Source organism: Mesorhizobium sp. M0771 (assembly GCF_040320155.1).
Classification (GTDB): Bacteria; Pseudomonadota; Alphaproteobacteria; order Rhizobiales; family Rhizobiaceae; genus Mesorhizobium.
The window spans coordinates 356994-377117 of sequence record NZ_JAMYPC010000003.1 but is presented as its reverse complement, the minus strand read 5'-3'; the positions used below and the strand labels follow the sequence as shown (position 1 = coordinate 377117).

The following is a 20124-nucleotide window of genomic DNA, read 5'->3' as shown; positions in this document are numbered from 1 at the left end:
CGGAATTCTATCCCACGGTTCAAGCGAGCAGCTTGCGCCGAACATGGTCGGACTATGCTGGACGGAGATGTCGGCTTCGGGCCAGACCAGTTGGCGTCAAACGGGTCTTTGCGAGTTAAGGCGGTATGGCAGTTATCCACGTTTGCAAACTGCAAACGGACGTTCCGCTGCCGGCCCCATTTGAGCCATTCACTGGGAGGCAGACCCGCGGTACATCACCGATATTCTCGAACCCAATAGTTAGTCTCGTTCATCGTCCTTTGGTTCGACAGACCCACGAGAGAATACGAGAGATATGGACCGGCGAACCATCCGCTGTATTGATCTCCTGTAGAAAACAGTGCCCCTCAGAGACTAGCATGATCGTTATTTGTCAACGCGCTACGAAGCTGTCGCCCAATTGACTCAAGAAGCTGATCCAGCCACTCCCTGACCGCATTTATCTTCTGCCGAACGGCAGCAACGCGCCTGAATCCTGCCTCCGGATCAATGTTCGCGTACGCAAAAACGGCCGCTCGCGAACATACATTGACAGGTCCAGTTCCGAATAATAAGTTCGGTCATAGAACGAATTAACCGGAGTTCAATGTGACTGACCTGCCGCGCATATCCCGTCAGTTCTCACAGCGCTCCGTGATGGAAGCGATCGTCCAGGGCGGGCCGATCTCCCGCGCCTCGATCGCCAAGCTGACGGGCCTGTCGAAGCAGACCATCTCCGAAATCATGCGCGGGCTCGAGCAGGAGGGCTGGGTCCAGGAAACCGGCCGCACCAGCGGCCATGTCGGGCGCACCGCCGTCACCTACGAACTGGTCCACGACGCAGCCTATATCATCGCCGTCGACCTTGGCGGCACCAAGGTGCGGGTCGCGCTGACGGACCTTGCCTGCCAGATCTTTGCCGAAGCCGCCACACCGACCGACCCGCGCGGCGGCCAGTTCGTCGTCGATCAGATTGCAGCGCTGGCCTTCGATGCCGCGGCCAGACAGCACGTCGCGCGCAAGAAGATACGCCTGGCCGTCATCGGCGCGCCTGGCGCTCCTGACCCGGCCACCGGCCGCATTTTAATGGCGCCGAACATTGCCGGCTTCGACACAATGAATGTGCTGGATGCCTTCGAAGAAGCGCTCGGCGTCGCGGTGATGATCGAGAACGACGTCAATCTCGCGGTGCTTGGCGAGAACTGGCTCGGCCAAGGCCAGGGCATCGACAATCTCGCCTACATCGCGCTCGGCACCGGCATCGGCAGCGGGCTGATGCTGGGCGGCCATCTGGTGCGGGGTGCTGGGCACGCCGCCGGCGAGATCGGTTTCATGCCGATCGGGGCCGATCCCTTCACCGAGGAATCACTGCGCACCGGCGCATTCGAACGCGCGGTGGCCACCCACGCCATGACCGATCGCTACCACGCTCTCACCGGCAGGCAGGTCTCGGTGCCGGCAATATTCGAGAATGCCGCGCTTGGCGACAAGGACGCGCTCACCGTGCTCGACGAAACTGCCCGCCATCTGGCGCAAGGCGTTGCGGCAATCGCGGCAATCGCCAATCCAGAAAAGTTTATCCTCGGCGGCTCGATTGGGTTGCGGCCCGAAATCCTGTCCAGGGTGCAGGCGCTTCTGCCGCTATGCTTCCCCTATCCGGTCAGGGTCGAGGCGAGCGAACTCGGCGCACGCGCAGCCCTCATTGGCGCGGCGGCAATCGGCCTTGGCCAGTTGCACAACACGCTGTTCGGCGTCGACGCGCCTGATGGCCGGATTTCGCTGCCGCCTGCCCAGGCCGCCGCCCTGAAGGAGGCCGCGATATGACTCACGATATTACCGCCCGCCTGCAGGCAGCGCTCGACCGCGACGACGCACTAACGCTGTTTCGCCGCGCCATCGGCCGAGAGAGCATCACCGGCAACGAAGCCAACTTCGTCGACTTCCTAGAAGCCAGGATGCGCGACCTTGACCTCAGCGGCCTGACCAGGACGGAATTTCTTCCCGGGCGGCCCAACATCTGGGGCGAGCGCAAGGGGGCCGACCAGGGAAAGCGCCTGCTGTTCATGGGCCATACCGACACCGTCCATGTCGACGGCTGGCGCGAGCATTGGGCAGGCACCGAGCGTGAGGATCCGTTCGCCGCCCCGATCATTGATGGTGCTGTCTGGGGCCGCGGCTCAGGCGACCTCAAGGCCGGCATCACTGCTTCGCTGGCGGCACTCGCGCTACTCGACAAGGCAGGCGTTCGCCTCAAGGGCGACGTCGCCTTCGCTTTCATCGGCGACGAGGAGAGCGGCCAGCCCGGCACCGGCATTTCCGCCGGGATCAAGCACTTCGTCGGACGCATCGAGACCGGCGAGGTCACAGCACCCGATTTCAGCGTCTATGTCGAGCCGACCCGCCTGGCCGTTTATGCGGCGCAGATCGGCTTCTTCATCACCGATATCTCGATTACCGGCAAATCCGCCTATTTCGGTGTGCCAGAACTCGGCAAGGATGCGCTCCGTGCAAGCCATGCCGCGATGACGGCGCTTTGGAAGCATTCGGATGAGGTCGCCGCGCGCGCCGAGCACAAACTGGTCGGGCGCGGCTTCCTGCTTATCACCGGGCTTGCCGGCGGCGGCTACATTGCCGTTCCCGAGCGCTGCACGCTCTCGCTGATCCGTAAGCTGTTGCCTGGCGAAGACCTCGACACCGCCGCCGCCGAGATCGAGGCTGCCGTGCGCGGCGCGATCACCGATCCGGATATTTCGGTAGAGTTCGCCTACCCCGCCGGCCGCGACCACAGGCTGGGCGGCACCGCTGCCGAGATCGGCGAAACGCGGGCAGAAGTCGCCATGCTGTCCGACGCGATGGCTGGCGCAATGAGCGGACGCGGCGTCATCGAGGGCGCACCGTTCTGGTCGGAGTCCCCCTTCATCATCAATCAGCTCGGTATTCCTGCCGTCTATTGCGCGCCCGGCGACATCAGGAATTGCCACACATTCGAGGAGCACGTGGATGTCGAGGAATATTTCGCCGGCATAGTCGGCTTCGCCGCCTTCATGGCCCGCTATTGCGGCGTGGCCGACTGAACCACCAACGAAGCAAAATGGGAGAACTGACATGCCGATGAAGACACTGATCGCCGCCGCCTTTGCCGGCGGATTGATGCTTGCCGCCAACCCAGCTTTCGCACAGACGGTCGGCCCGCAGGGCGAGAGCGCCACGCCGAGCGCCGACGTGATCCTAAGCGATGCCGACATCGCCGCGCTCAAGGACAAGGGCTACAAGGCTGCGTTGCTCTGGCACACCTCGTCCGATTTCACCAATGCGGTAACCGCCGGCGCCACCGACGAATTCGCCCGCGCCGGCATCACCATTGCGGTCAAAACGGATGCCCAGTTCGACTCCGCCCGCCAGCGCAGCGACATCGAGACGGCGTTGGCCGCCAAGCCCAACGTCATCTTGGCGCTGCCGCTCGACCCGGTCACCTCGGCAGAAGCCTTCCGCCAGGCGGTCAAGGACGGCACCAAGTTGGTGTTCCTGTCCAACTTGCCCAAGGGCTACAAGCAGGGCACCGATTACGCTTCGATCGTGACTGACGATCTATTCCAGATGGGCAAGCAGGCTGCGGACGCGATGGCCAAGGCGATTGGCGGCAAGGGCAAGGTCGGCTACATTTTCCACGACGCTGCCTACTACGTCACCAACCAGCGCGACCAAGCCTTCAAGACCACCATCGAGAAGGTGTATCCCGACATCAAGATCGTCGCCGAACAGGGCATATCCGACCCGGCCCGCGCCGAGGAACTGGCCAACGCGATGCTTTTGCAGCATCCCGATCTCGACGGCATCTACGTGACCTGGGCCGAGCCGGCCGACGGCGTGCTGTCGGCGCTACGCGGCGCCGGCAACGCCAGGACCAAGATCGTCACGCTCGACCTCGCCGAGCCGGTCGCGCTCGACATGGTCAAGGGCGGCAATGTCGCAGCCCTCGTCGCCGACAAGGCCTATGAACTCGGCCGCGCCATGGCTGCTTCCGGCATGAAGTCGCTGCTTGGCCAGCCGACACCGGCCTTCGTCGTCGCCCCGGCCCTGACCGTCACCAAGGAGAATGTCGCGCAGGGCTGGAAGGACTCGCTCAACCGCGACGCGCCGCAGCCGGTGCTCGACGCGGCCAAGTAAGGCTCTCGCTCGGGCGCGGCCCGCCGCACCGGAGCTTTTCTTCGACACAACAAAAAGGGAACCGGGATATGCGCAAAGCATCTGTAATCATAACGACAGTGGCGAGCCTGCTAGCCATGCACGCCTTCGCCGCTGAAGGCGTCACCACAGGACCGAATGGTGAAAAGCCGGTGCCGGCGAGCAGTCTTACGCTGACGCCAGCCGAAGAGCAGCAGATCAAGGACGGCAAGTTCACCGCCGCCCTCGTCTGGCACGAGATGAGCGAATACACCAACGCCGTCAACGCCGGCGCCCATGACGAATTCAAGCGCCTCGGCATCGAGGTGGTGGCGCAGACCGATGCCGGTTTCGACGCCGCGCGACAGAAGGCCGATATCGAGACGGTGATGGCCAAAAAGCCGTCGATCATCCTGTCGCTTCCCGTCGATCCGGCGACCGCAGCTTCGGTCTACGATCCGGCACGCCAGGCCGGCGTCAAGCTCGGCTTCGTCGACAATTCCCCGGCCGGCTACAAGCAGGGCAGGGACTATGTCACCATCGTCTCCGACGATCTCTTTCAGATGGGCAACAAGGCCGGCATCGCCATGGCCGAGGCGCTCGGCAAGAAAGGCAAGGTCGGCTACATCTTCCACGATGCCGACTTCTACGTCACCAACCAGCGCGACCAGGCCTTCAAGAAGACCATCGAGCAGGACTATCCCGATATGAAGATCGAGGCCGAGGCCGGCATGGCCGACCCGGCGCGCAGCGAAGACATCGCCCAGGCGATGATCACCCAGCATCCGGACCTGGACGGCATCTATGTCACCTGGGCCGAACCGGCGCTGAGCGTGCTTTCGGCCTTGCGCGGTGCCGGCAACACACACACCAAGATTGTCACGCTCGACCTCAACGAGCCTGCCGCGCTCGACATGGTCAAGGGCGGCAACATCGCGGCCCTCGTCGCCGACGAGGCCTACAGCATTGGCGTGACGCTGGCGCGCGCCTCGGCAGGTTCGCTGGTCGGCAAGAAGGCCGAACCATTCTATGCCGTAGATTCCATCGCCGTCACCAAGGACACGGTGAAGGACGGTTGGAGGAAGTCCCTCAACAGGGACGTACCGGCGGCCATCGCGGACGCGGTGAAATAGGCTCGAGGCGAAGCGCTCACCACCGGAGGGATAAAATGTCCAGTGCCAACACCAGCGCCGGTAGCAGCTTCGCAAGCCGCTTCAATCTGCAGCAATATGTCGTCTACCTCGGTTTCCTGGCGATCTTTCTGTTCTTCGCCATTGTGCTGAGGGACAGCGGCTTCCTCACCGTCCGGAACTTATCGAACATCGTGTTGCAGACGACGCCGGTGACGATCATGGCCATCGGCCTGGTCTTCGTCATGTCGGCCGGCGAAATAGATTTGTCGATCGGCTCGATCGTGGCGGTGGCGGCCCTTGCAGCCGCCGTCACCATCAACGCGTACGGCATGCCGGCAGGGATAGTCGCCGGCCTCGGCGCCGGCCTGCTGATCGGCGTCATCAACGGCGTGCTGGTGGCGTATGTCAGGCTGCCCTCCTTCCTGGTGACGCTGGCGACGCTCGGCCTGTTCGCCGGCGTTTCGCGTTCGATGACAGACCTTCGCTCGATCTCGGTGACCAACGAAGCGTTCACCGGCTTCTTCGGTTCCGGCTCGCTGCTCGGTGTCCCCTCACTCGTCTGGTGGTCGGTGATTGCCGTGGCCATCGGCCACCTGGTGTTCCGCGAAACCCGTTTCGGCGCGCATGTGCTGGCGACCGGCGACAATGCCCGCGCCGCAAGCGTATCGGGCATCAGCGTGCCCAGGATCAGGCTCGCCGTGCTGACCATCAGCGGCGGGCTCGCCGGTCTTGCCGGCTTGCTCTATGCCGGTCGCCTGCAGGCGGCGAAATATACTCTCGGCGAAACCGACTTGATGACGGTCATCGCCGCCGTCATCGTCGGCGGCACGCTGCTCAATGGCGGCAAGGGCTCCGTGGTCGGCGCGCTGGTCGGCTCGTTGATGATGGGCATGCTCAACAACGGCCTGATCCTGATGGGCCTGTCGGTCTCCGACCAGATGATCGTGCGTGGCCTCATCATCCTGACCGCAGTCGCCGTGTCGCTGCGCGAAAAGAACCGCTGAAGGAAGCCATCCATGTTTCTCGAGATTCTGCGCCGCCGCAACCCCGCCTTCATCGAATCAGCTATCCGGTTGCACCAGCAAGGTAAGTTGCCGGCCAATGCTTATGTGCTCGATCTCGACACGGTTGAGGCCAATGCGCGGGTTCTCAAGAGCGAAGCCAGCCGCAACGGCCTGAAGATCTTCGCCATGACCAAGCAGGTCGGCCGCTCCTCGTCGTTCTGCCGGGCCGTGATGCGCGGCGGCATTGACCGCGCGGTCGCCGTCGACATGGCTTGCGCCCGCGCCACCCACAAGGCAGGCATGAAGCTTGGCCATCTCGGCCATCTCCAGCAGGTCGCAAAATTCGAAGCGGCGGCTGCGGCGAAAACCTTCAAGCCGGACTACTGGACCGTGTTCAACGATACCAAGGCTGGGGAAGCGGCAACAGGCGCCAAGGCGGCCGGCTATGTGCAGGACCTGCTGGCCCGCATCGCCGCCGAAGGCGATATCTTCTATCGCGGCCATGAAGGCGGTTTCAATGCCGCCGACATTATCGATGTCGCCGACCGGCTGGATGCCGTCGAAGGCGGCCGTTTCGCCGGCATCACCACTTTCCCTGCTCTGCTGTTCGACCATGCTTCGCGAAAAGTGCTGCCGACCCCCAATCTGGCGACGCTCGCGAAAGCTGCGGAAGCGCTGGCTAAGGCAGGACGCAAGGACATTGAGATCAACGCGCCGGGCACCACGTCGAGCGTTATGCTGGCGGCACTCGCCGAGGCCGGCGCGACGCAGTGCGAGCCCGGCAATGGACTGCATGGCACCACCGCGCTGCATGTCATGGAAGATTTGCCGGAGCTGCCGGCGGTGCTCTATCTCACCGAGGTCTCGCATCTCTCCGGCGGCAAGGCCTATTGCCTTGGCGGCGGCTTCTACATCGATCCGATCTTCCCCGACTACGACGTCAAGGCGATCGTCTCGGCTGAACCGACGACGGCAGGCTCGGCACTGCGCAGCGTCGAGGTGCCGCCGCCCTCTGCGATCGACTATTACGCCATGATCGATGCCGCCGGCGCGAACGCGCCGAAGCCTGGCGACAGCGCCGTGTTCGGCTTCCGTGGCCAGGCCTTCGTCACCCGCGCCCATATTGTCGGCGTGTCGGGCATTTCGACGGACAATCCGAAAGTGGAAACCATCGAGAACGGCTTCGGTGAACCCTATGCCTGGCCAGTCTAGGAGAAACACATGACGGTGAGCGCGCCCATCCTTCAGCTGCACGACATTCGCAAGAATTTCGGCGGCATCACCGCGATCGAGAGTTTTTCGCTCGAGGTTTTCCCGGGCGAGATCGTTGCACTCGTCGGCGACAACGGCGCCGGAAAGTCGACGCTGGTCAAGATCGTCTCGGGCGTCCACCCGCCCTCGTCCGGCACCATCGTCATCGAAGGAAAACCGGTGACGATGTCGAATGCCACCATGGGGCGCGCGCACGGCATCGAGGTCGTCTACCAGGACCTGGCGCTGGCCGACCAGCAGACGGTCTACATGAACATGTTCCTCGGCCGCGAGCCGCTGAACCGCCTCGGTTTGCTCGACCGCCGCCGCATGATCGACGAGACCGAGAAACTGGTGAAGGAACTGGACGTGCGCATCCCCTCCGCGCACGCCACTATCCGCGATCTCTCCGGCGGCCAGCGCCAGGGCGTTGCGATCGCGCGCGCCACGCATTGGGCAAGCAAGCTGATCCTGCTGGATGAGCCGACGGCGGCGCTGGGCGTTGCCGAAACCGCCCGGGTGGAGGCTATCGTCCAGTCGCTGAAGCAGCGCAATGTCGGCATCCTGATCATCAGCCACAGCCTCGACCAGGTCTTCAAGCTCTCCGACCGCATCTGTGTTCTCAGGCGTGGCAAGCAGATTGGAATTCGCGAGACCGCGAAGACCGATAAGAACGAGATCATTGCCATGATCACCGGCCTGCAGCAGCAATAGCAGGAACCTCTCTGAGAGCCCCCGCCCGAGATCCGGATGTTGTCGGCGATCACGCGATCGATCAGCTTGTGCCGCGTGGTGATCGCCATCGGCCCGTCCTGGTCGTAGCTGCCTTGCCACTCCGGATGCGGCGCCAGCAGCGCTGGCACATACATCGTGTCGGCCGAAATCATGCGCTGTTCCTTGCCGGAGTTTGCGAGGTAGACCGAGTGGCCGGGCGTGTGGCCGGCGCAGCGATGATCTGGAAGCCGGGCGCGACTTCGGCGCCGTCATGGATGCTGCTGGAGCTGCTGCGTCTGGTGAAGTTGCCTGCATCGCCTGAATTTCTCCAGGCGTATCCGCACCAGCTTTCTGGCGGCCAACAGCAGCGCGTTGGCACCGCTATCCCAGTCTCGATTTGATAGGACCTATGCAATGTATGGCGGCGCCGACATCACCGTGCCGCCCGGCGGCGTCAAGCTGTCCGGCTTCGGTCGCGACAAGTCGCTGCATGCGCTGGACAGATACACCCTCTCAAAACAGCCTGGATTTCTCTCGGCTGACCGTTTCTCGCTAAGCGCTGCCGAGGATGAAATCGGCGCAGCGGTCGGCGATCATGATCACCGGCGCGTTGGTGTTGCCGCTGATGAGACGCGGCATGATCGAGGCGTCGCAGATGCGTAGGCGCGGCACGCCGCGCACGCGCAATTGCGGGTCGACCACCGCCTGGTCATCGCTGCCCATCCGGCAGGTGCCGCAGGGGTGATAGACCGTTTTGGCGTGTTCGAGGATGTGGTCTGTTATGGACTGATCGGAAAGGTCGGCGGCCCCGCCCAGCGACAGCTCCTCGGCGATCACCGCCTGCAGGGCCGGCTGACGCAGGATGGTGCGGGCGATCTTCATGCCGGCGAGCAGCAGGGCAACACCAAGATGCGACGGCAGGCTTTCCCTACGAAACCCGCTTCGAGGATCTGGAATATCTCACCACCGGTCGCACCGATCTGGTTTCGGTTCTTACCAACAATGCCTACCTCCATTCCCATTCCTCATTCTTTTGTCTTCCTGCTTGTCCTGGCGGCGGTGATTGGTCGTTCTGCACCGTACCGCCTTCGGACTATACCTCTACGCCGTCGGCAAAAATGAAGAGGCCGCGCGGTTTTCGGGAATCCGTACCGGCCGGGTTATCATCTGCGCCTATGTGATCTGCGCCGGGCTGACGGCGCTGTCATCCATCTTTCTCGCAATGTACACACGCTCGATCCTGCCAAGCTCGCACGGCAATTTCTACGAGCTCTACGCGATCGCCGCCGCCGTCCTTGGAGGGTTCTCGTGCGGGGCGGGGAAGGGTCAATCATTGGTGTGGTGCTTGGAACGATCTTGCTGCAGGTGCTTCAGAACCTTGGCAATCTTCTAGGCATTCCCTCCTCACTCAACTTTGCCGTGAGTGGATCGGTGATCCAGATCGGGGTACTGGCCGACCAGGAATACACAGAGTTTCGAAAGCGCCGCGAATTGATGCGGGGCCGGCTCGCAACCGCCGAGGGTAGGCTGTGATGCCCGAGCCGGTGAAATAGGTTGTTCACGGCAGTTGCGATCGCCGACCGGTTGGCTGCTTGCGCCCGGGGGGCAGCCGAAGGCCGGGATCTAAAACGCCGCAATATTGCCTCTCGAGCGGCTCCTGCTTCGAAGGCAGTCGCCGCAATGTCGATGCAGTCGGCTCATGATGTGCCGAGTTTCGATCTCGCATGGCGATGTAACTTATGCGATCAGCCCGTACTGCCGTGCCTTGTTGCGCAAGAACGGCAGACCGTTGCCCATTACAACCGCTTCACTCTCGGCCACCGGACGCCACACGCTGAGGCCAAACGCCAGACGCGGATCCATGTTGATGAAGCTCTCCATCGCGAGCCCGCCCTTGAAGCGGATCGCGGCCAGCGTTGCGAACGTCTCATCCCAATTGCAATTGCCCTCGCCTGGGGTGCCGCGATCAGACTCGGAGAGGTGGATATATTTGAGGTAATCGCGGGCGACGATAATACCGTTGCCCATACCTTTCTCCTCTATGTTCATGTGATAGGTATCAAGGTGCACGAACATATTGTCGGCGCCGACTCTCTCGATTAGTGCCACCGCCTGAGCCGCGGTGTTGATGATGTGGTTCTCGTAGCGGTTCACGGCTTCAACACCGAGTTCGATGCCGCGAGACTTGGCTTGCGCGGCGGCGGACGTCATCACTTTCGCAATGTTATCAAGTTCGTCCTGCGTAGGTGGCACGCCAGTACGCTCGCCGATGCCGCCATAGATTACGCCGCATAGCGCCTGGGCTCCGATGTCGGCCGTCTTGTCGATAGCCACCTTGAGAAAGTCAATCGCCTCCTGTGGGTGGCGCGATGCCCACGCATATTCGGGCAACCCTAGCGAGCACACCGCCTGCATGCCATTTGCCGCCAGCAGCTTGCGGGTGTGATCGGCATCGCAAGAAAATGGATCGGCCAGCGAAATTTCAATGAAATCGAGATCGTATTTTTTCACCGCCGCTACAGTGTGCTCGGCGCCCTCTACGGACCAACCACTCGTCCACATGCTCGTATGAACGCCAAAACCCTTCATCGTGTTATCCTCATGAAATTGAGCTGCCCGGCAGCCCACCGCAAGATCATGACGCCGATCAGCATGATGCCCCAAATGGCTGTGGCCAGGTGCTGGCTGGCGCCCAAGAGATTCAGTCCCGAAGAAAGCAACTGCAAAACGATGAGGGCTAGGAAGACCGAAACGACCTTGCCGAAGCCGCCAAACGGATTCACCCCGCCCAAGAAGCAGGCAAGCACCGTAATCAGCACATAGGACTCGCCATGGCCGACACGGACGGAATTGAATCGTGCCATCATGATAATGCCGGCCAACGCACACATGGCGCCAGACAGCGCGTAGATCAGAATGATCACGCGTCGCGTCGAGATGCCGGAATAGCGCGTCGCCTCGATGTTGGAGCCGACCATATAGTTTGAAAAGCCAAGCCTGGTTCGGGTCATCAAGACATGCCAGACGATGACTGCGCCGAGCAGTATCAGCAGCGGGACAGGAATGCCGACGATGCTGCCGTGACCCAGGGGCTGGATGAATTCGGGAAAGCCCGAAATATCGGCGCCGCGGGTCAGAAACTCGCCAAGGCCGCGCAGGAAAATCATCACCGAGAGCGAAACGAGGATGGGGTGCGCGCCGGTATAGGCTATCACCGGGCCCATGACCAAGCCGCTTGCCGTGCCAACGCCGACCGCAAGAACGGAACCGAGTAGAAAGGCATAGATGCTTGCGTCCGGTCCTCCGTTGGCCTGAAGAACCCAGGCGAGCGTGAGGCCACAGAGATTGGCCGTGAACGTCACGGCGAGATTGATGCCGCCCGAGATGATCGGCATCAACATCGCGAGCGTAAGCAGTCCAAGTTCAGGCAACTGGAAGGCCACCGATTCAAAGGTAGCTTTGGACAGGAATCGCGGCGAGAGAGATCCGAAGAATGCAATCACCAAAATCAATGCCAGCAAAAGTCCGATATTCTCGGCGCCCAACGTGCCGGCAAGACGGCGCAAGAATCCGTGCCGTAGCGCTCCAGTTTCGAGCACGCGCTGCGTCATGTACCCATCCTCTGCCGCAAGCCCGCGAGGATATGCCCGAGCGGCGCGTTGGACAGCGTGATGGCAATCAAGATGATCGCCCCGACGATCATCTTGAAAGCATAGGGAGAGATGCCGAGGAGGTTCAGCCCGTTTTGCGTCACCGACACAAGAAACACGCCAAGGATGCAACCGAGCACGGTGCCGCGCCCGCCACCCAGCCTGGCACCGCCAAGGACAACAGCTGCCAGCACGTCCAGCTCGCGCCCCACCAATGCGTTGGGCACGACTTCCTGGGAATAGTGCACCTGCACAAGTCCCGCGATCCCGGCCATCAAACCAAGCCAGCCGAAGGCAATGAAGTGCATCGCCGCGATGTTGATACCGAGGCGACGGGCGCCCTCCGGGTTATCGCCAAAAGCGTATAGCTGCCGTCCCGTGGTGGTATACCGGATAAGCCCCCAGGTGGCGGCGACGCAGACCGCCATGATCGCAACCGGCAGTGTTAGCTCGGCCCAATTGCCATTCGCCTGTTGGAACTCGAAAAGCACAGTGCGATGCGTCCACCATGCAGGCAGATTGTAGATCGATACACCGTGCGTGAAGAACATCAGCAGGCCGAAAAAAATATTGAAGGTGGCGATGGTGACAACGATTGAAATGATCTGGAAATAGTAGATGAGGCCGGCGTTCACCGCACCCAGGGCGATCCCGACAATTGCCGCCAAGGTGAGGCCGATGAACCAATCACCACCTCCCATTTGGGCTAGAGCCAGCGCCACAACATATTGAACCACTGACGCGGCCACAGCGAAGGAGATGTCGATGCCCCCAGCGATCAACACCACCAGCAGCCCAACCGCGAAGATCAGATTTGTCGAGCTTGTGTTGAGCAGATTGAAGAGATTGGCAATGGTGAAGAATTTGTCGCTCGCAACGGAGAGACCTGCGCTCATGATGAGAAGAACCACAACGAGCCATGTCTCGGTGGGATGAGCCCGGAAGAGCTTTCCGCGGTTACGCATAGACGGCAGCTTCCAGGTCGCCGAGCGGGATGGCGTGCGGATCGTATTCGGCGACTATCTTGCCCGCAGCCATATGAAGGATACGATCGGCGTTGAAATAGACCTCCGGCACTTCATCGGATATCAGCAGAATCGCCAGGCCTTCGGCAGCGAGCTTGGCGACAATCTCGAAGATGCCGGCCCGCGCGCCAACGTCCACCCCCACGGTTGGCGAATCAAGAATGATCAGTTTCAGGCCGACCGCCAGCCATTTGGCGATGGCCACCCTTTGCTGGTTGCCGCCCGAGAGCGTGGAAATCGCATCGGTCTGCCGCCCGACTTTTATCGCCAATTCCTCGATCCAATGATTGACGAGCGCGTCCTTCTTCTCCGAGGAGATCAGCCCTCGATCAAGGATCTTGTCGAGCACCGGGATAACGGCGTTGTCGGCGATGGACTGAGCTTGTATGAGACCAAGGGACAAGCGGTCTTCGGAGAGATATCCAATACCCGCGCGGATTGCGTCGCGGTTGGAGTTCAGATGAAGAACCGTCCCGTTGAGTGCGATGCTGCCGCGGTCTGGGCGCAGCATGCCGAAAATAGAAAGCGCGAGTTCTGTGCGACCGGCGCCGAGTAGCCCGGTCAGGCCAAGCGTTTCACCTCGCCGTATTGTCAGCGAAACGTCGTCATAGTCGCCTGCGCGGGTCAATCGATCGATGTTCAACACGACGGGTGATCCACTAAGGTTTCTCGTGCTCACGGTTTGGTCGAACGTCTTGCCGGTCATCAGTTCGGTGAGGCGTGATTGGGTCATTCCGGCGGTCGGGAACACCCCAACGACCTTACCGTCGCGCAGAACGGTGACGCGACTTGAGATCTCCAGAACTTCCGCAAGGCGATGGCTGACGAAGACGATGGCCATGCCTTCATTCGAGAGTGTTCGAACGATCGAGAGCAACCGGTCTGTTTCCGATTGAGTAAGCGACGATGTGGGCTCGTCCATGAAAATAACCTTCGCATCGCCGGCGAGCGCCCGGGCGATGGCGACGATCTGACGTTGGGCGATTGCAAAGCTACGCAGAGGCGCGTCGACATCGAGGTCGGCGCCAAGCCGCGCCAACAGCCCTCGCGCCACCTCGCGAATGCGCGAATGATCGACGAGCCGAGGCATGTTGCCGAGGACAGTTCTGATCCCGATATTTTCCGCGACTGTCATTTCAGGAAACAGTGCGAGGTCCTGCCAGATGACTTCCACCCCGGCGCTGCGCGCCGCAGCCGGCGACATGATGTCGATAGACTTTCCGGCGATCGACATGTTTGCGCCGCCTAGCGGCTGACAAACGCCGGTGATTACCTTGATCAGGGTGCTCTTGCCGCTGCCGTTCTCACCGGCGATGCATTGCACTTCGCCCGGGAGAACCTCGAAGGCGACATCCTGGAGGGCTCTAACGCCACCAAATGTGACGCTTATGTTGCTAAACGACAGAACCGATGGGAGGTTCTGCGTCGTAGACGCGACGAGGTTCACGGCGGGCCCTTCTGAAATGACAAGGATGGGGCGTGCCGGGATTGATTTGCCACCCCGGCACGCCAGCCATGGTCCGCCATCTAAAGCCCTAGGGCTGCAAGACCATCGACCGTTTCGACCGTGATAGGCTGCACGGCGTCCACGATGATGGTGCCGGTTTTGAAGTCAGGGTGAACGACACCCAGACCTTCGATCGTCATGCCGTCGGTGATTTCACCGCCGCCCGCCAGAAAATCAGCCATCGTTACGAATACTTTGCCCGCTTCCAGAGGATTCCACATATAGCCGCCGTCAATAATGCCGGATTTGAGCATTGCGCTGCCTTGGCTAGGCGAGAATGAACCGACAAGAACCACCTTGTCACCAAGCTTCTGCTCCTCGATCGCGCGTCCGGCGCCGATCGGTCCCTGACTGCCGAACGTCAGGAAGCCGCCGAGGTCAGGATTGGCGGCAAGCACATCCAGAGCCGTCTTTCGGCTGTCATCGGCGCTCTCGGCGACGCCATATCTGTCGCCAACCATCTGCATGTCGGGAAAGTTCTTCTTCAGGTAGGCGATTGCAGCATCGGCCCAGGCATTGTGTGCGGGCACAGTAAGAGAACCTACGTACACAACGTACTTGCCTTTGCCGCCCATTTTCTCGGCAAATAGCTTGGCATGGGCCTCACCGAAACCAACGGCCGAGACCATTTCGAAGTCCCAATCAGCGTTCACCTGGTCTGGCGATTCATGGGTTATGACCTTGATGCCCGTGTCGCGCGCCTTTTTTAGAACCGGCTCGAGAACGTTTGCATCATTCGGCACGACGCCAATTACGCTGACGCCCTGAGCTATCAGGTCTTCGATCGCGCGGACCTGAAGTGCCGGGTCGGCGCTGGTCGGCCCGACCATGAAGCCGTCGTCGCCAAGCTCTTTCGACTTTTCCTTTATTCCCGTTTCCATGGCATTGAACCAGGGAATGCCGCCGATCTTCACGACAACTCCAACCTTGACGTCCTTTGCCAGCGCAGCATTCATTGTGGCAACCGAAAGGGCTGCGCCGAACGCTGCCGCGAGTATAGTTTTTGCTAACATTTAATTCCTCCCTGATTGACGAGTTTTTCAGTTGCCTATTGCCCATGTCGGCTTTGTTTGGCCCACCCCTTTGTGCCCGACGGCATTGACGCACTCGGCGCCGCATTCCTCCCAGAACGCGCCATAAAAGACTTTGAATGCCGGCCGGTCAAGGTGCTAAATAGATTTAGCAAGGCGGTCACGCCACCAGCGTCTAAAAACATTTCTCGATTGATGTAAACGATCCGCCCTTCGCACTCAGGCTGCACCCGTAGAACGACATGCGATCGCCCGCGAGCCTTGGGTGGAGGCGGTGCTACCCAGATCCGAGGTGCTGATGAACGGAGTTGAACTTCTGCAACGATGTCTCGTGACAAAGAATTGCTAGTGGTCGATGCTCGATTTGGATGCCGAATCCCAATCTTCTTGGGCGCCGTCATGCTCTCCGGTTCGCCCAAAGCTGGTCGGTACGGTCACCAGCGGAAAGTGGTCTATCGAATAATTCTCGAGAAGCGAAAATCCTTCAGCAATCATCACCTCGACATTCTGTCGGACCATGGTCACATCGAAGGGCAAATGCGCCGCGAATGGATCCCAGTCGAAGCTTCCGACAACAACCCGTCCAAGCTCACTTGAGGCTAGTGTCGAAGTGAACCGCAATGTTCCTTCAAGAGCGGTCACGCCGTTGACGAACATACCTGAGGGCAGATGCCCAAGCTGAGCGTATCGTGCAGCGAGAGACCGAGCAGCGTTGGTCGGTGCGTATCCGCAGCAGTCAATCGTGCCCGGGCCCGTAACAATCCCATGCGCTGCCAGCGCATCGTGAAAACCCAGCAAACGGCTACGTGTTGCGTCATCATCGCTGACCCCGCCAAAGAAGAAGAGATCTTCGGTGGAGCCCCCTCGTTCTTTCAATTTCTGAACAATGATCTCTGTGAGCGCCTTGGCGCCCCCGTAGTTGTCAGAAACAACTGAGGGAGCCCGGCGGCCTGGCAGATCGATGTTGATGCACCGGACGCCCGCTGCCCGGCACAGATCATTCAGCGGATCGGGGTCACGAACGCCCGCAAGGAAGAGAAATTCCACCTGCTGAGCCAGCAGGGTTTCCGTCACACTCAACTCGTTATCAGGATTGCGATGGGTGCTGACGACGATCGGGCACAAGCGGTGGACGCGGGATTCCGCTTCAAAGGCTTCGGCCAATCCGGCGAAGAAGCGATTGCGGTAATGTGGCAAGATCATTCCAGCGAGTCCGGATCGGGAAAGCCGCAATCCTCGTGCCTTGAGGTTGACAGCATAGCCAAGCCGCTCAGCCCAATCGAGGATGGTCGCTGCGGTTTCCGCCTTGATCCGGTGCTGTTGCCACGAGCCATTGAGGACGAGACTGACGGCGGTCGGGGACGACTTTGCCGCCACCGCGATATCATAAATCGTTGACTTGCGTCGGACAGACTTTCTCGCCATTGGTGACGCTCCCGCTGGGAGATGCAGTAGACGCTAGTGCGGGGTCAAGGCAACATCTCTAAATTGCGTCAAACGGTTTGGAGGAGCGACCCCACGGAAGGACGCGGCCTCTCGTGCCTCCGGTCCGGTCTCCCTGATTGTCTCGATCGTTGCAATGACAGCGCCAGGGAAATCGGCAGATTTGGGATTTTCCCTGAAGCTTCGTTCAGCGTCACTGGAGACACCAACCCCAGTGTTTCGGCTTTGGTCTCCCCGATGATCAATCACCTTGCAAAGGTCGACGAGAAGTTTCGATCAGTTTGGAGCCCACCGTTGGCGATGGTCGGGCGCACGCGTCACGATCGAGTCCTCCGTTTCAATAGCGGGAAGATGAAAGTTTTGGGTTTCTGAGTCTCTATCTGGCCCCAAAAAGGGTGCTGCCGGATGCGCCTTCGTCTCCGGGCGTTGTTTGCGTACTTGGCCGAGGTGCCCTTGCTTGGCAAGTTCCTTCCGCGACAAGGGTCTGCTCGACAGCATTTTCGTCGCTATTGCCAATGCGGAGCCCCGGAGGATCAAAACCGGTTAGCAGCATGATGCCGACGGTTCAGAGCAAGCGACTCAGATTCCCGATTTGCTCAGAGTCTCCCAGCCTGTGGCTCTCCGTGCAGCGGGCCTTGAGCGTCTGGCTCGACCTTTTTGAAAGCTCGCCTCCAATCGCTGGACGAGTTTGGCGGCAAGGCTAGTCGTCTCCATCGGTGTTATGATCGATGCCAGGGAGGCCGCCTGGACCATGGCGTGAACTCATTGCCGTATGCTGGCAGTGCAAGGCAATGAACTGACTGCACAACATGTAGGTGCATTCGTGGATCAAATTTCCAGATAGCCAAACAGCGCGCGTATCTCGATTAGGTGGCAAGGAGTTGCGAAAGCTATGTTCGCAGTTTGAGAATCGTCCGATATGCCGCACAACGATGCCGGCAAGACGAGCCGAGAATGATCTGACGCAATGTTCAGATCCAAGAAGGACGGTTACCTGTGGCCCAGAAAGGAATCACACTAAAGGACGTTGCCGCAGCGGCTAAGGTGTCGCGCGCCACGGCCGCCCGGGCGCTCAACAGCTATGGTTACGTTGGCGACGAGACGGCGCTCCGCGTGGTTGAGGCAGCCGAAAGGCTGGGCTATCGGGCCAACCTCGTCGCGCAGGCGCTGCGCAGCGGACAATTGCCGATCATAGGCTTCGTGCCCGGCGATATCCAGAATCCGTTCTTCGCCCGAATCGCGCACGACATAGAGGTGGAACTGCGCAAGCACCGCCACAATCTTCTGATTGCCAGCAGCGAGGAGAATGTAGAACAGGAGAAAGAACTGCTTGAGAGCCTTCGCTCGCTCAGCATTCGCGGCTTCATCCTTGCCCCAACGTCTGCAACCGACAGCCAGCATATTGTGCAACTGGCCCGCGAAGGCGCACCGATCGTGCTCATCGACCGCGTGGTAAAGGACCTGCAATGCGACAGCGTCGTCGTCGACAACGAGGGCGGGGCACGCGAGGCAGTGGACTATCTGGTTGGCAACGGTCACCACCGGATCGGTCTTTTGCGCGACGAGTCACGCATCTTTACGGCACAGGAACGCTTGGCTGGCTACGAAAACTCGCTCCACTCGCATGGGATCGCAATCGATGAAGCGCTCATCGGCGTATCGCGCTCGACCGTCGAGCACGCCATCGAAGCCACGATCCGCCTGTTCAGCCGGCGCAATCGCCCCACCGCACTGTTCACGGTGGACAGCCTCATGACGCAAGGCGCGCTTCTTGGCCTGCGTTCAATGGGGCTCTCGATTCCGCATGACGTGTCGGTGGTTGGCTTCGATGACTTCAACCTCGCCACGTTCACCGATCCGCAGATAACGGTCGTGGCGCAACCCATCTCCGAGATCGGACCGCTCGCCGCCAGATACCTGCTGGAGCGGCTTGCCGGCAAAAAGGTTGCACCGCGCCGTACCCGATTTCAGACCCGCTTGATCGTACGCGGATCGGTTGCCCGGCGCGCTGTGCGCTAAAGAGCAAACCCCTCGATTTCGGAGAATTTCGTCTAAAGGACTTGCCATTGGCGAAATTGCGTGCCCATTATTGCTTGTGAGATCGATCTCACATCGGGAAACGAGCTAGACGGCCCACCGACGCCTAAGGCGGGCTAGAGGCCTGTAACATGCGAAATACAAGGAAAACGTCATGCTGAACTTCGATAGGGACCGCTTCGTGAAGATCCAAAGCGGGGCCGTCGCCGTCGCAGGTGAGGTTCGCTCACTGATGCGCACACTGCTGGCAGATGGCGTCGAGCGGCTGTTTTTCATGGGCACCGGCGGCGTGCAGCTTCTAACCTTGCCCGCGATCGAGTTGGCGCAGCGCTGTTCCACCTTCCCGGTGAGCGGTGCCTATCCGGCGCAGGTCGTGATCGATCCGCCCGCCGGTCTCGACAGCAAGGCCGTGGTGGTCATCCCGTCCTTGTCGGGCACGACCAAGGAAGGCGTCGAGCTCATGGCCTTTCTGAAAAAACGTGGTGTGCGCACCATTTCGCTCACCGGCCATTCGGATACGCCAATCGCACGGGAGGCTGACCACAATTTCACGAACTTCGCCGAAGACGACACCTCGTCGGAATCCTTCTACCTGCAGACGCTGCTGATCGTCCTGGCCCTGCTGGAAGAGCGCGGCGAATATGATGATTTTGATGGCACTGTCGCCGAACTCAAACTGCTGCCGGATCTGCTTGCCGACGCCAAGGCTGCCTTTGAGGACAGGGCGGCCGAACTGGCCCAGACAATCAAGGACGATACCTATCACATCTTCACCGGCGCCGGCTCGGTGTGGCCGGAGGCACACTATTACGGCATGTGCATCCTCGAAGAGATGCAGTGGATTCGCACCCGCCCGGTGCACGCCGCCGACTTCTTCCACGGTACGCTCGAGTTGGTCGAGCCGGGCGTCAGCGTTTTCGTGTTCAAGGGCGAAGATGCCCTTCGGCCCCTGGCCGACCGGGTCGAGAACTTCGCCAAGCGCTACACGGACCGCGTTCGCACGCTGGACGCGGCCTCGGTCAAGTTGCCGGGCATCTCCGCAAAGGTCCGCGGCATGATCTCGCCGGTTCTGCTCGCCACCTTGCTCGAGCGGCTGAGCGCCCATCTCGAGGTGCTGCGCAACCACCCGCTGACCACCCGTCGCTACTACAAACGCGTGGAATATTGATCCCCTCTCACCTCTGAA

At 60.7% G+C, this 20124-nt stretch carries 17 protein-coding genes and 3 pseudogenes; 12 read left to right on the top strand and 8 right to left on the bottom strand.

Translation table 11 applies throughout. The features are described 5' to 3' along the window. Window positions 1–588 precede the first annotated feature (588 nt). The 7 genes from NKI05_RS07210 (at window position 589) to NKI05_RS07180 (ending at window position 8245) form a co-directional block, all read left to right on the top strand. Window positions 589–1803, top strand: a complete 1215-nt coding sequence (locus NKI05_RS07210; protein ID WP_023681814.1) for an ROK family transcriptional regulator — start codon at window positions 589–591, stop codon at window positions 1801–1803. After that, on the top strand, window positions 1800–3053 hold the full coding sequence (locus tag NKI05_RS07205; protein WP_023667730.1) for a M20 family metallopeptidase: 1254 nt from the start codon (window positions 1800–1802) through the stop codon (window positions 3051–3053). The genes NKI05_RS07210 and NKI05_RS07205 overlap by 4 nt, the downstream gene beginning before the upstream one ends. Before the next feature lie 31 nt (window positions 3054–3084). Next, entirely contained in the window at window positions 3085–4146 is a 1062-nt protein-coding gene (locus NKI05_RS07200) for a substrate-binding domain-containing protein (RefSeq protein WP_023667731.1), read from the top strand. Window positions 4147–4214: 68 nt separating this feature from the next. Beyond that, window positions 4215–5276, top strand: coding sequence for a substrate-binding domain-containing protein (locus NKI05_RS07195; RefSeq protein WP_023681811.1), 1062 nt, complete (start codon window positions 4215–4217; stop codon window positions 5274–5276). A gap of 35 nt (window positions 5277–5311) precedes the next feature. After that, window positions 5312–6280 (top strand): ABC transporter permease, encoded by a 969-nt coding sequence (locus NKI05_RS07190; protein WP_023686847.1) that lies wholly within the window; start codon window positions 5312–5314, stop codon window positions 6278–6280. A 12-nt stretch (window positions 6281–6292) separates the two neighbouring features. Next, complete coding sequence (locus NKI05_RS07185; RefSeq protein ID WP_023708374.1) at window positions 6293–7492, top strand: alanine racemase; 1200 nt, start codon at window positions 6293–6295, stop codon at window positions 7490–7492. Between the two features lie 9 nt (window positions 7493–7501). Further along, a complete protein-coding gene (locus NKI05_RS07180) occupies window positions 7502–8245 on the top strand; it encodes an ATP-binding cassette domain-containing protein (protein ID WP_023686849.1) in 744 nt (247 codons plus the stop codon). A 23-nt stretch (window positions 8246–8268) separates the two neighbouring features. Here NKI05_RS07180 and NKI05_RS07175 read toward each other — a convergent pair. Then, window positions 8269–8522: pseudogene (locus tag NKI05_RS07175) on the bottom strand (MBL fold metallo-hydrolase); the annotation flags it as partial. Between NKI05_RS07175 and NKI05_RS07170 the strand changes: the two are divergent. Then, on the top strand, window positions 8482–8646 hold the full coding sequence (locus tag NKI05_RS07170) for a hypothetical protein (RefSeq protein WP_023704359.1): 165 nt from the start codon (window positions 8482–8484) through the stop codon (window positions 8644–8646). The pseudogene NKI05_RS07175 and the gene NKI05_RS07170 overlap by 41 nt on opposite strands. Before the next feature lie 16 nt (window positions 8647–8662). Further along, window positions 8663–8787, top strand: a pseudogene (locus NKI05_RS32250) (aldehyde dehydrogenase family protein); the annotation flags it as partial. A gap of 10 nt (window positions 8788–8797) precedes the next feature. On the opposite strand, the gene NKI05_RS07165 reads toward NKI05_RS32250, so the two are convergent. Further along, a complete protein-coding gene (locus tag NKI05_RS07165; RefSeq protein ID WP_023815123.1) occupies window positions 8798–9127 on the bottom strand; it encodes a GMC oxidoreductase in 330 nt (109 codons plus the stop codon). Between NKI05_RS07165 and NKI05_RS07160 the strand changes: the two are divergent. Then, window positions 9112–9778, top strand: a pseudogene (locus NKI05_RS07160) (ABC transporter permease); the annotation flags it as partial. The gene NKI05_RS07165 and the pseudogene NKI05_RS07160 overlap by 16 nt on opposite strands. A 204-nt stretch (window positions 9779–9982) precedes the next feature. Here NKI05_RS07160 and NKI05_RS07155 read toward each other — a convergent pair. From NKI05_RS07155 to NKI05_RS07130, 6 genes are all read right to left on the bottom strand, one after another. Next, on the bottom strand, window positions 9983–10834 hold the full coding sequence (locus NKI05_RS07155) for a sugar phosphate isomerase/epimerase family protein (protein WP_023667739.1): 852 nt from the start codon (window positions 10832–10834) through the stop codon (window positions 9983–9985). Next, window positions 10831–11856, bottom strand: a complete 1026-nt coding sequence (locus NKI05_RS07150; protein WP_023667740.1) for an ABC transporter permease — start codon at window positions 11854–11856, stop codon at window positions 10831–10833. Before NKI05_RS07150 ends, NKI05_RS07155 begins: the two co-directional genes overlap by 4 nt. Next, window positions 11853–12791 (bottom strand): ABC transporter permease, encoded by a 939-nt coding sequence (locus NKI05_RS07145; protein ID WP_502898758.1) that lies wholly within the window; start codon window positions 12789–12791, stop codon window positions 11853–11855. The genes NKI05_RS07150 and NKI05_RS07145 overlap by 4 nt, the downstream gene beginning before the upstream one ends. A gap of 61 nt (window positions 12792–12852) precedes the next feature. Next, complete coding sequence (locus NKI05_RS07140; protein ID WP_352462141.1) at window positions 12853–14367, bottom strand: sugar ABC transporter ATP-binding protein; 1515 nt, start codon at window positions 14365–14367, stop codon at window positions 12853–12855. An 80-nt stretch (window positions 14368–14447) separates the two neighbouring features. Beyond that, window positions 14448–15440 (bottom strand): substrate-binding domain-containing protein, encoded by a 993-nt coding sequence (locus NKI05_RS07135; RefSeq protein WP_023704355.1) that lies wholly within the window; start codon window positions 15438–15440, stop codon window positions 14448–14450. A 363-nt stretch (window positions 15441–15803) separates the two neighbouring features. Continuing rightward, entirely contained in the window at window positions 15804–16883 is a 1080-nt protein-coding gene (locus NKI05_RS07130) for a substrate-binding domain-containing protein (protein ID WP_023692318.1), read from the bottom strand. Between the two features lie 1014 nt (window positions 16884–17897). Here NKI05_RS07130 and NKI05_RS07125 point away from each other — a divergent pair. Both NKI05_RS07125 and NKI05_RS07120 read left to right on the top strand, forming a co-directional pair. Then, window positions 17898–18920 (top strand): LacI family DNA-binding transcriptional regulator, encoded by a 1023-nt coding sequence (locus NKI05_RS07125; RefSeq protein ID WP_023667745.1) that lies wholly within the window; start codon window positions 17898–17900, stop codon window positions 18918–18920. Between the two features lie 172 nt (window positions 18921–19092). Continuing rightward, window positions 19093–20106: an SIS domain-containing protein gene (locus NKI05_RS07120; protein ID WP_023729125.1), complete on the top strand. Its 1014-nt coding sequence runs from the start codon at window positions 19093–19095 to the stop codon at window positions 20104–20106. The last annotated feature ends 18 nt before the right edge of the window (window positions 20107–20124 follow it).

What these genes read in the sequence shown, in the direction of transcription:
- NKI05_RS07205 (WP_023667730.1), top strand. Translation starts at nt 1,800, where the DNA reads ATGACTCACGATATTACCGCCCGCCTGCAGGCAGCGCTCGACCGCGAC.
- NKI05_RS07200 (WP_023667731.1), top strand. Translation starts at nt 3,085, where the DNA reads ATGCCGATGAAGACACTGATCGCCGCCGCCTTTGCCGGCGGATTGATG.
- NKI05_RS07195 (WP_023681811.1), top strand. Translation starts at nt 4,215, where the DNA reads ATGCGCAAAGCATCTGTAATCATAACGACAGTGGCGAGCCTGCTAGCC.
- NKI05_RS07190 (WP_023686847.1), top strand. Translation starts at nt 5,312, where the DNA reads ATGTCCAGTGCCAACACCAGCGCCGGTAGCAGCTTCGCAAGCCGCTTC.
- NKI05_RS07185 (WP_023708374.1), top strand. Translation starts at nt 6,293, where the DNA reads ATGTTTCTCGAGATTCTGCGCCGCCGCAACCCCGCCTTCATCGAATCA.
- NKI05_RS07180 (WP_023686849.1), top strand. Translation starts at nt 7,502, where the DNA reads ATGACGGTGAGCGCGCCCATCCTTCAGCTGCACGACATTCGCAAGAAT.
- NKI05_RS07170 (WP_023704359.1), top strand. Translation starts at nt 8,482, where the DNA reads ATGATCTGGAAGCCGGGCGCGACTTCGGCGCCGTCATGGATGCTGCTG.
- NKI05_RS07165 (WP_023815123.1), bottom strand. Translation starts at nt 9,127, where the DNA reads ATGAAGATCGCCCGCACCATCCTGCGTCAGCCGGCCCTGCAGGCGGTG.
- NKI05_RS07155 (WP_023667739.1), bottom strand. Translation starts at nt 10,834, where the DNA reads ATGAAGGGTTTTGGCGTTCATACGAGCATGTGGACGAGTGGTTGGTCC.
- NKI05_RS07150 (WP_023667740.1), bottom strand. Translation starts at nt 11,856, where the DNA reads ATGACGCAGCGCGTGCTCGAAACTGGAGCGCTACGGCACGGATTCTTG.
- NKI05_RS07145 (WP_502898758.1), bottom strand. Translation starts at nt 12,791, where the DNA reads ATGAGCGCAGGTCTCTCCGTTGCGAGCGACAAATTCTTCACCATTGCC.
- NKI05_RS07135 (WP_023704355.1), bottom strand. Translation starts at nt 15,440, where the DNA reads ATGTTAGCAAAAACTATACTCGCGGCAGCGTTCGGCGCAGCCCTTTCG.
- NKI05_RS07130 (WP_023692318.1), bottom strand. Translation starts at nt 16,883, where the DNA reads ATGGCGAGAAAGTCTGTCCGACGCAAGTCAACGATTTATGATATCGCG.
- NKI05_RS07120 (WP_023729125.1), top strand. Translation starts at nt 19,093, where the DNA reads ATGCTGAACTTCGATAGGGACCGCTTCGTGAAGATCCAAAGCGGGGCC.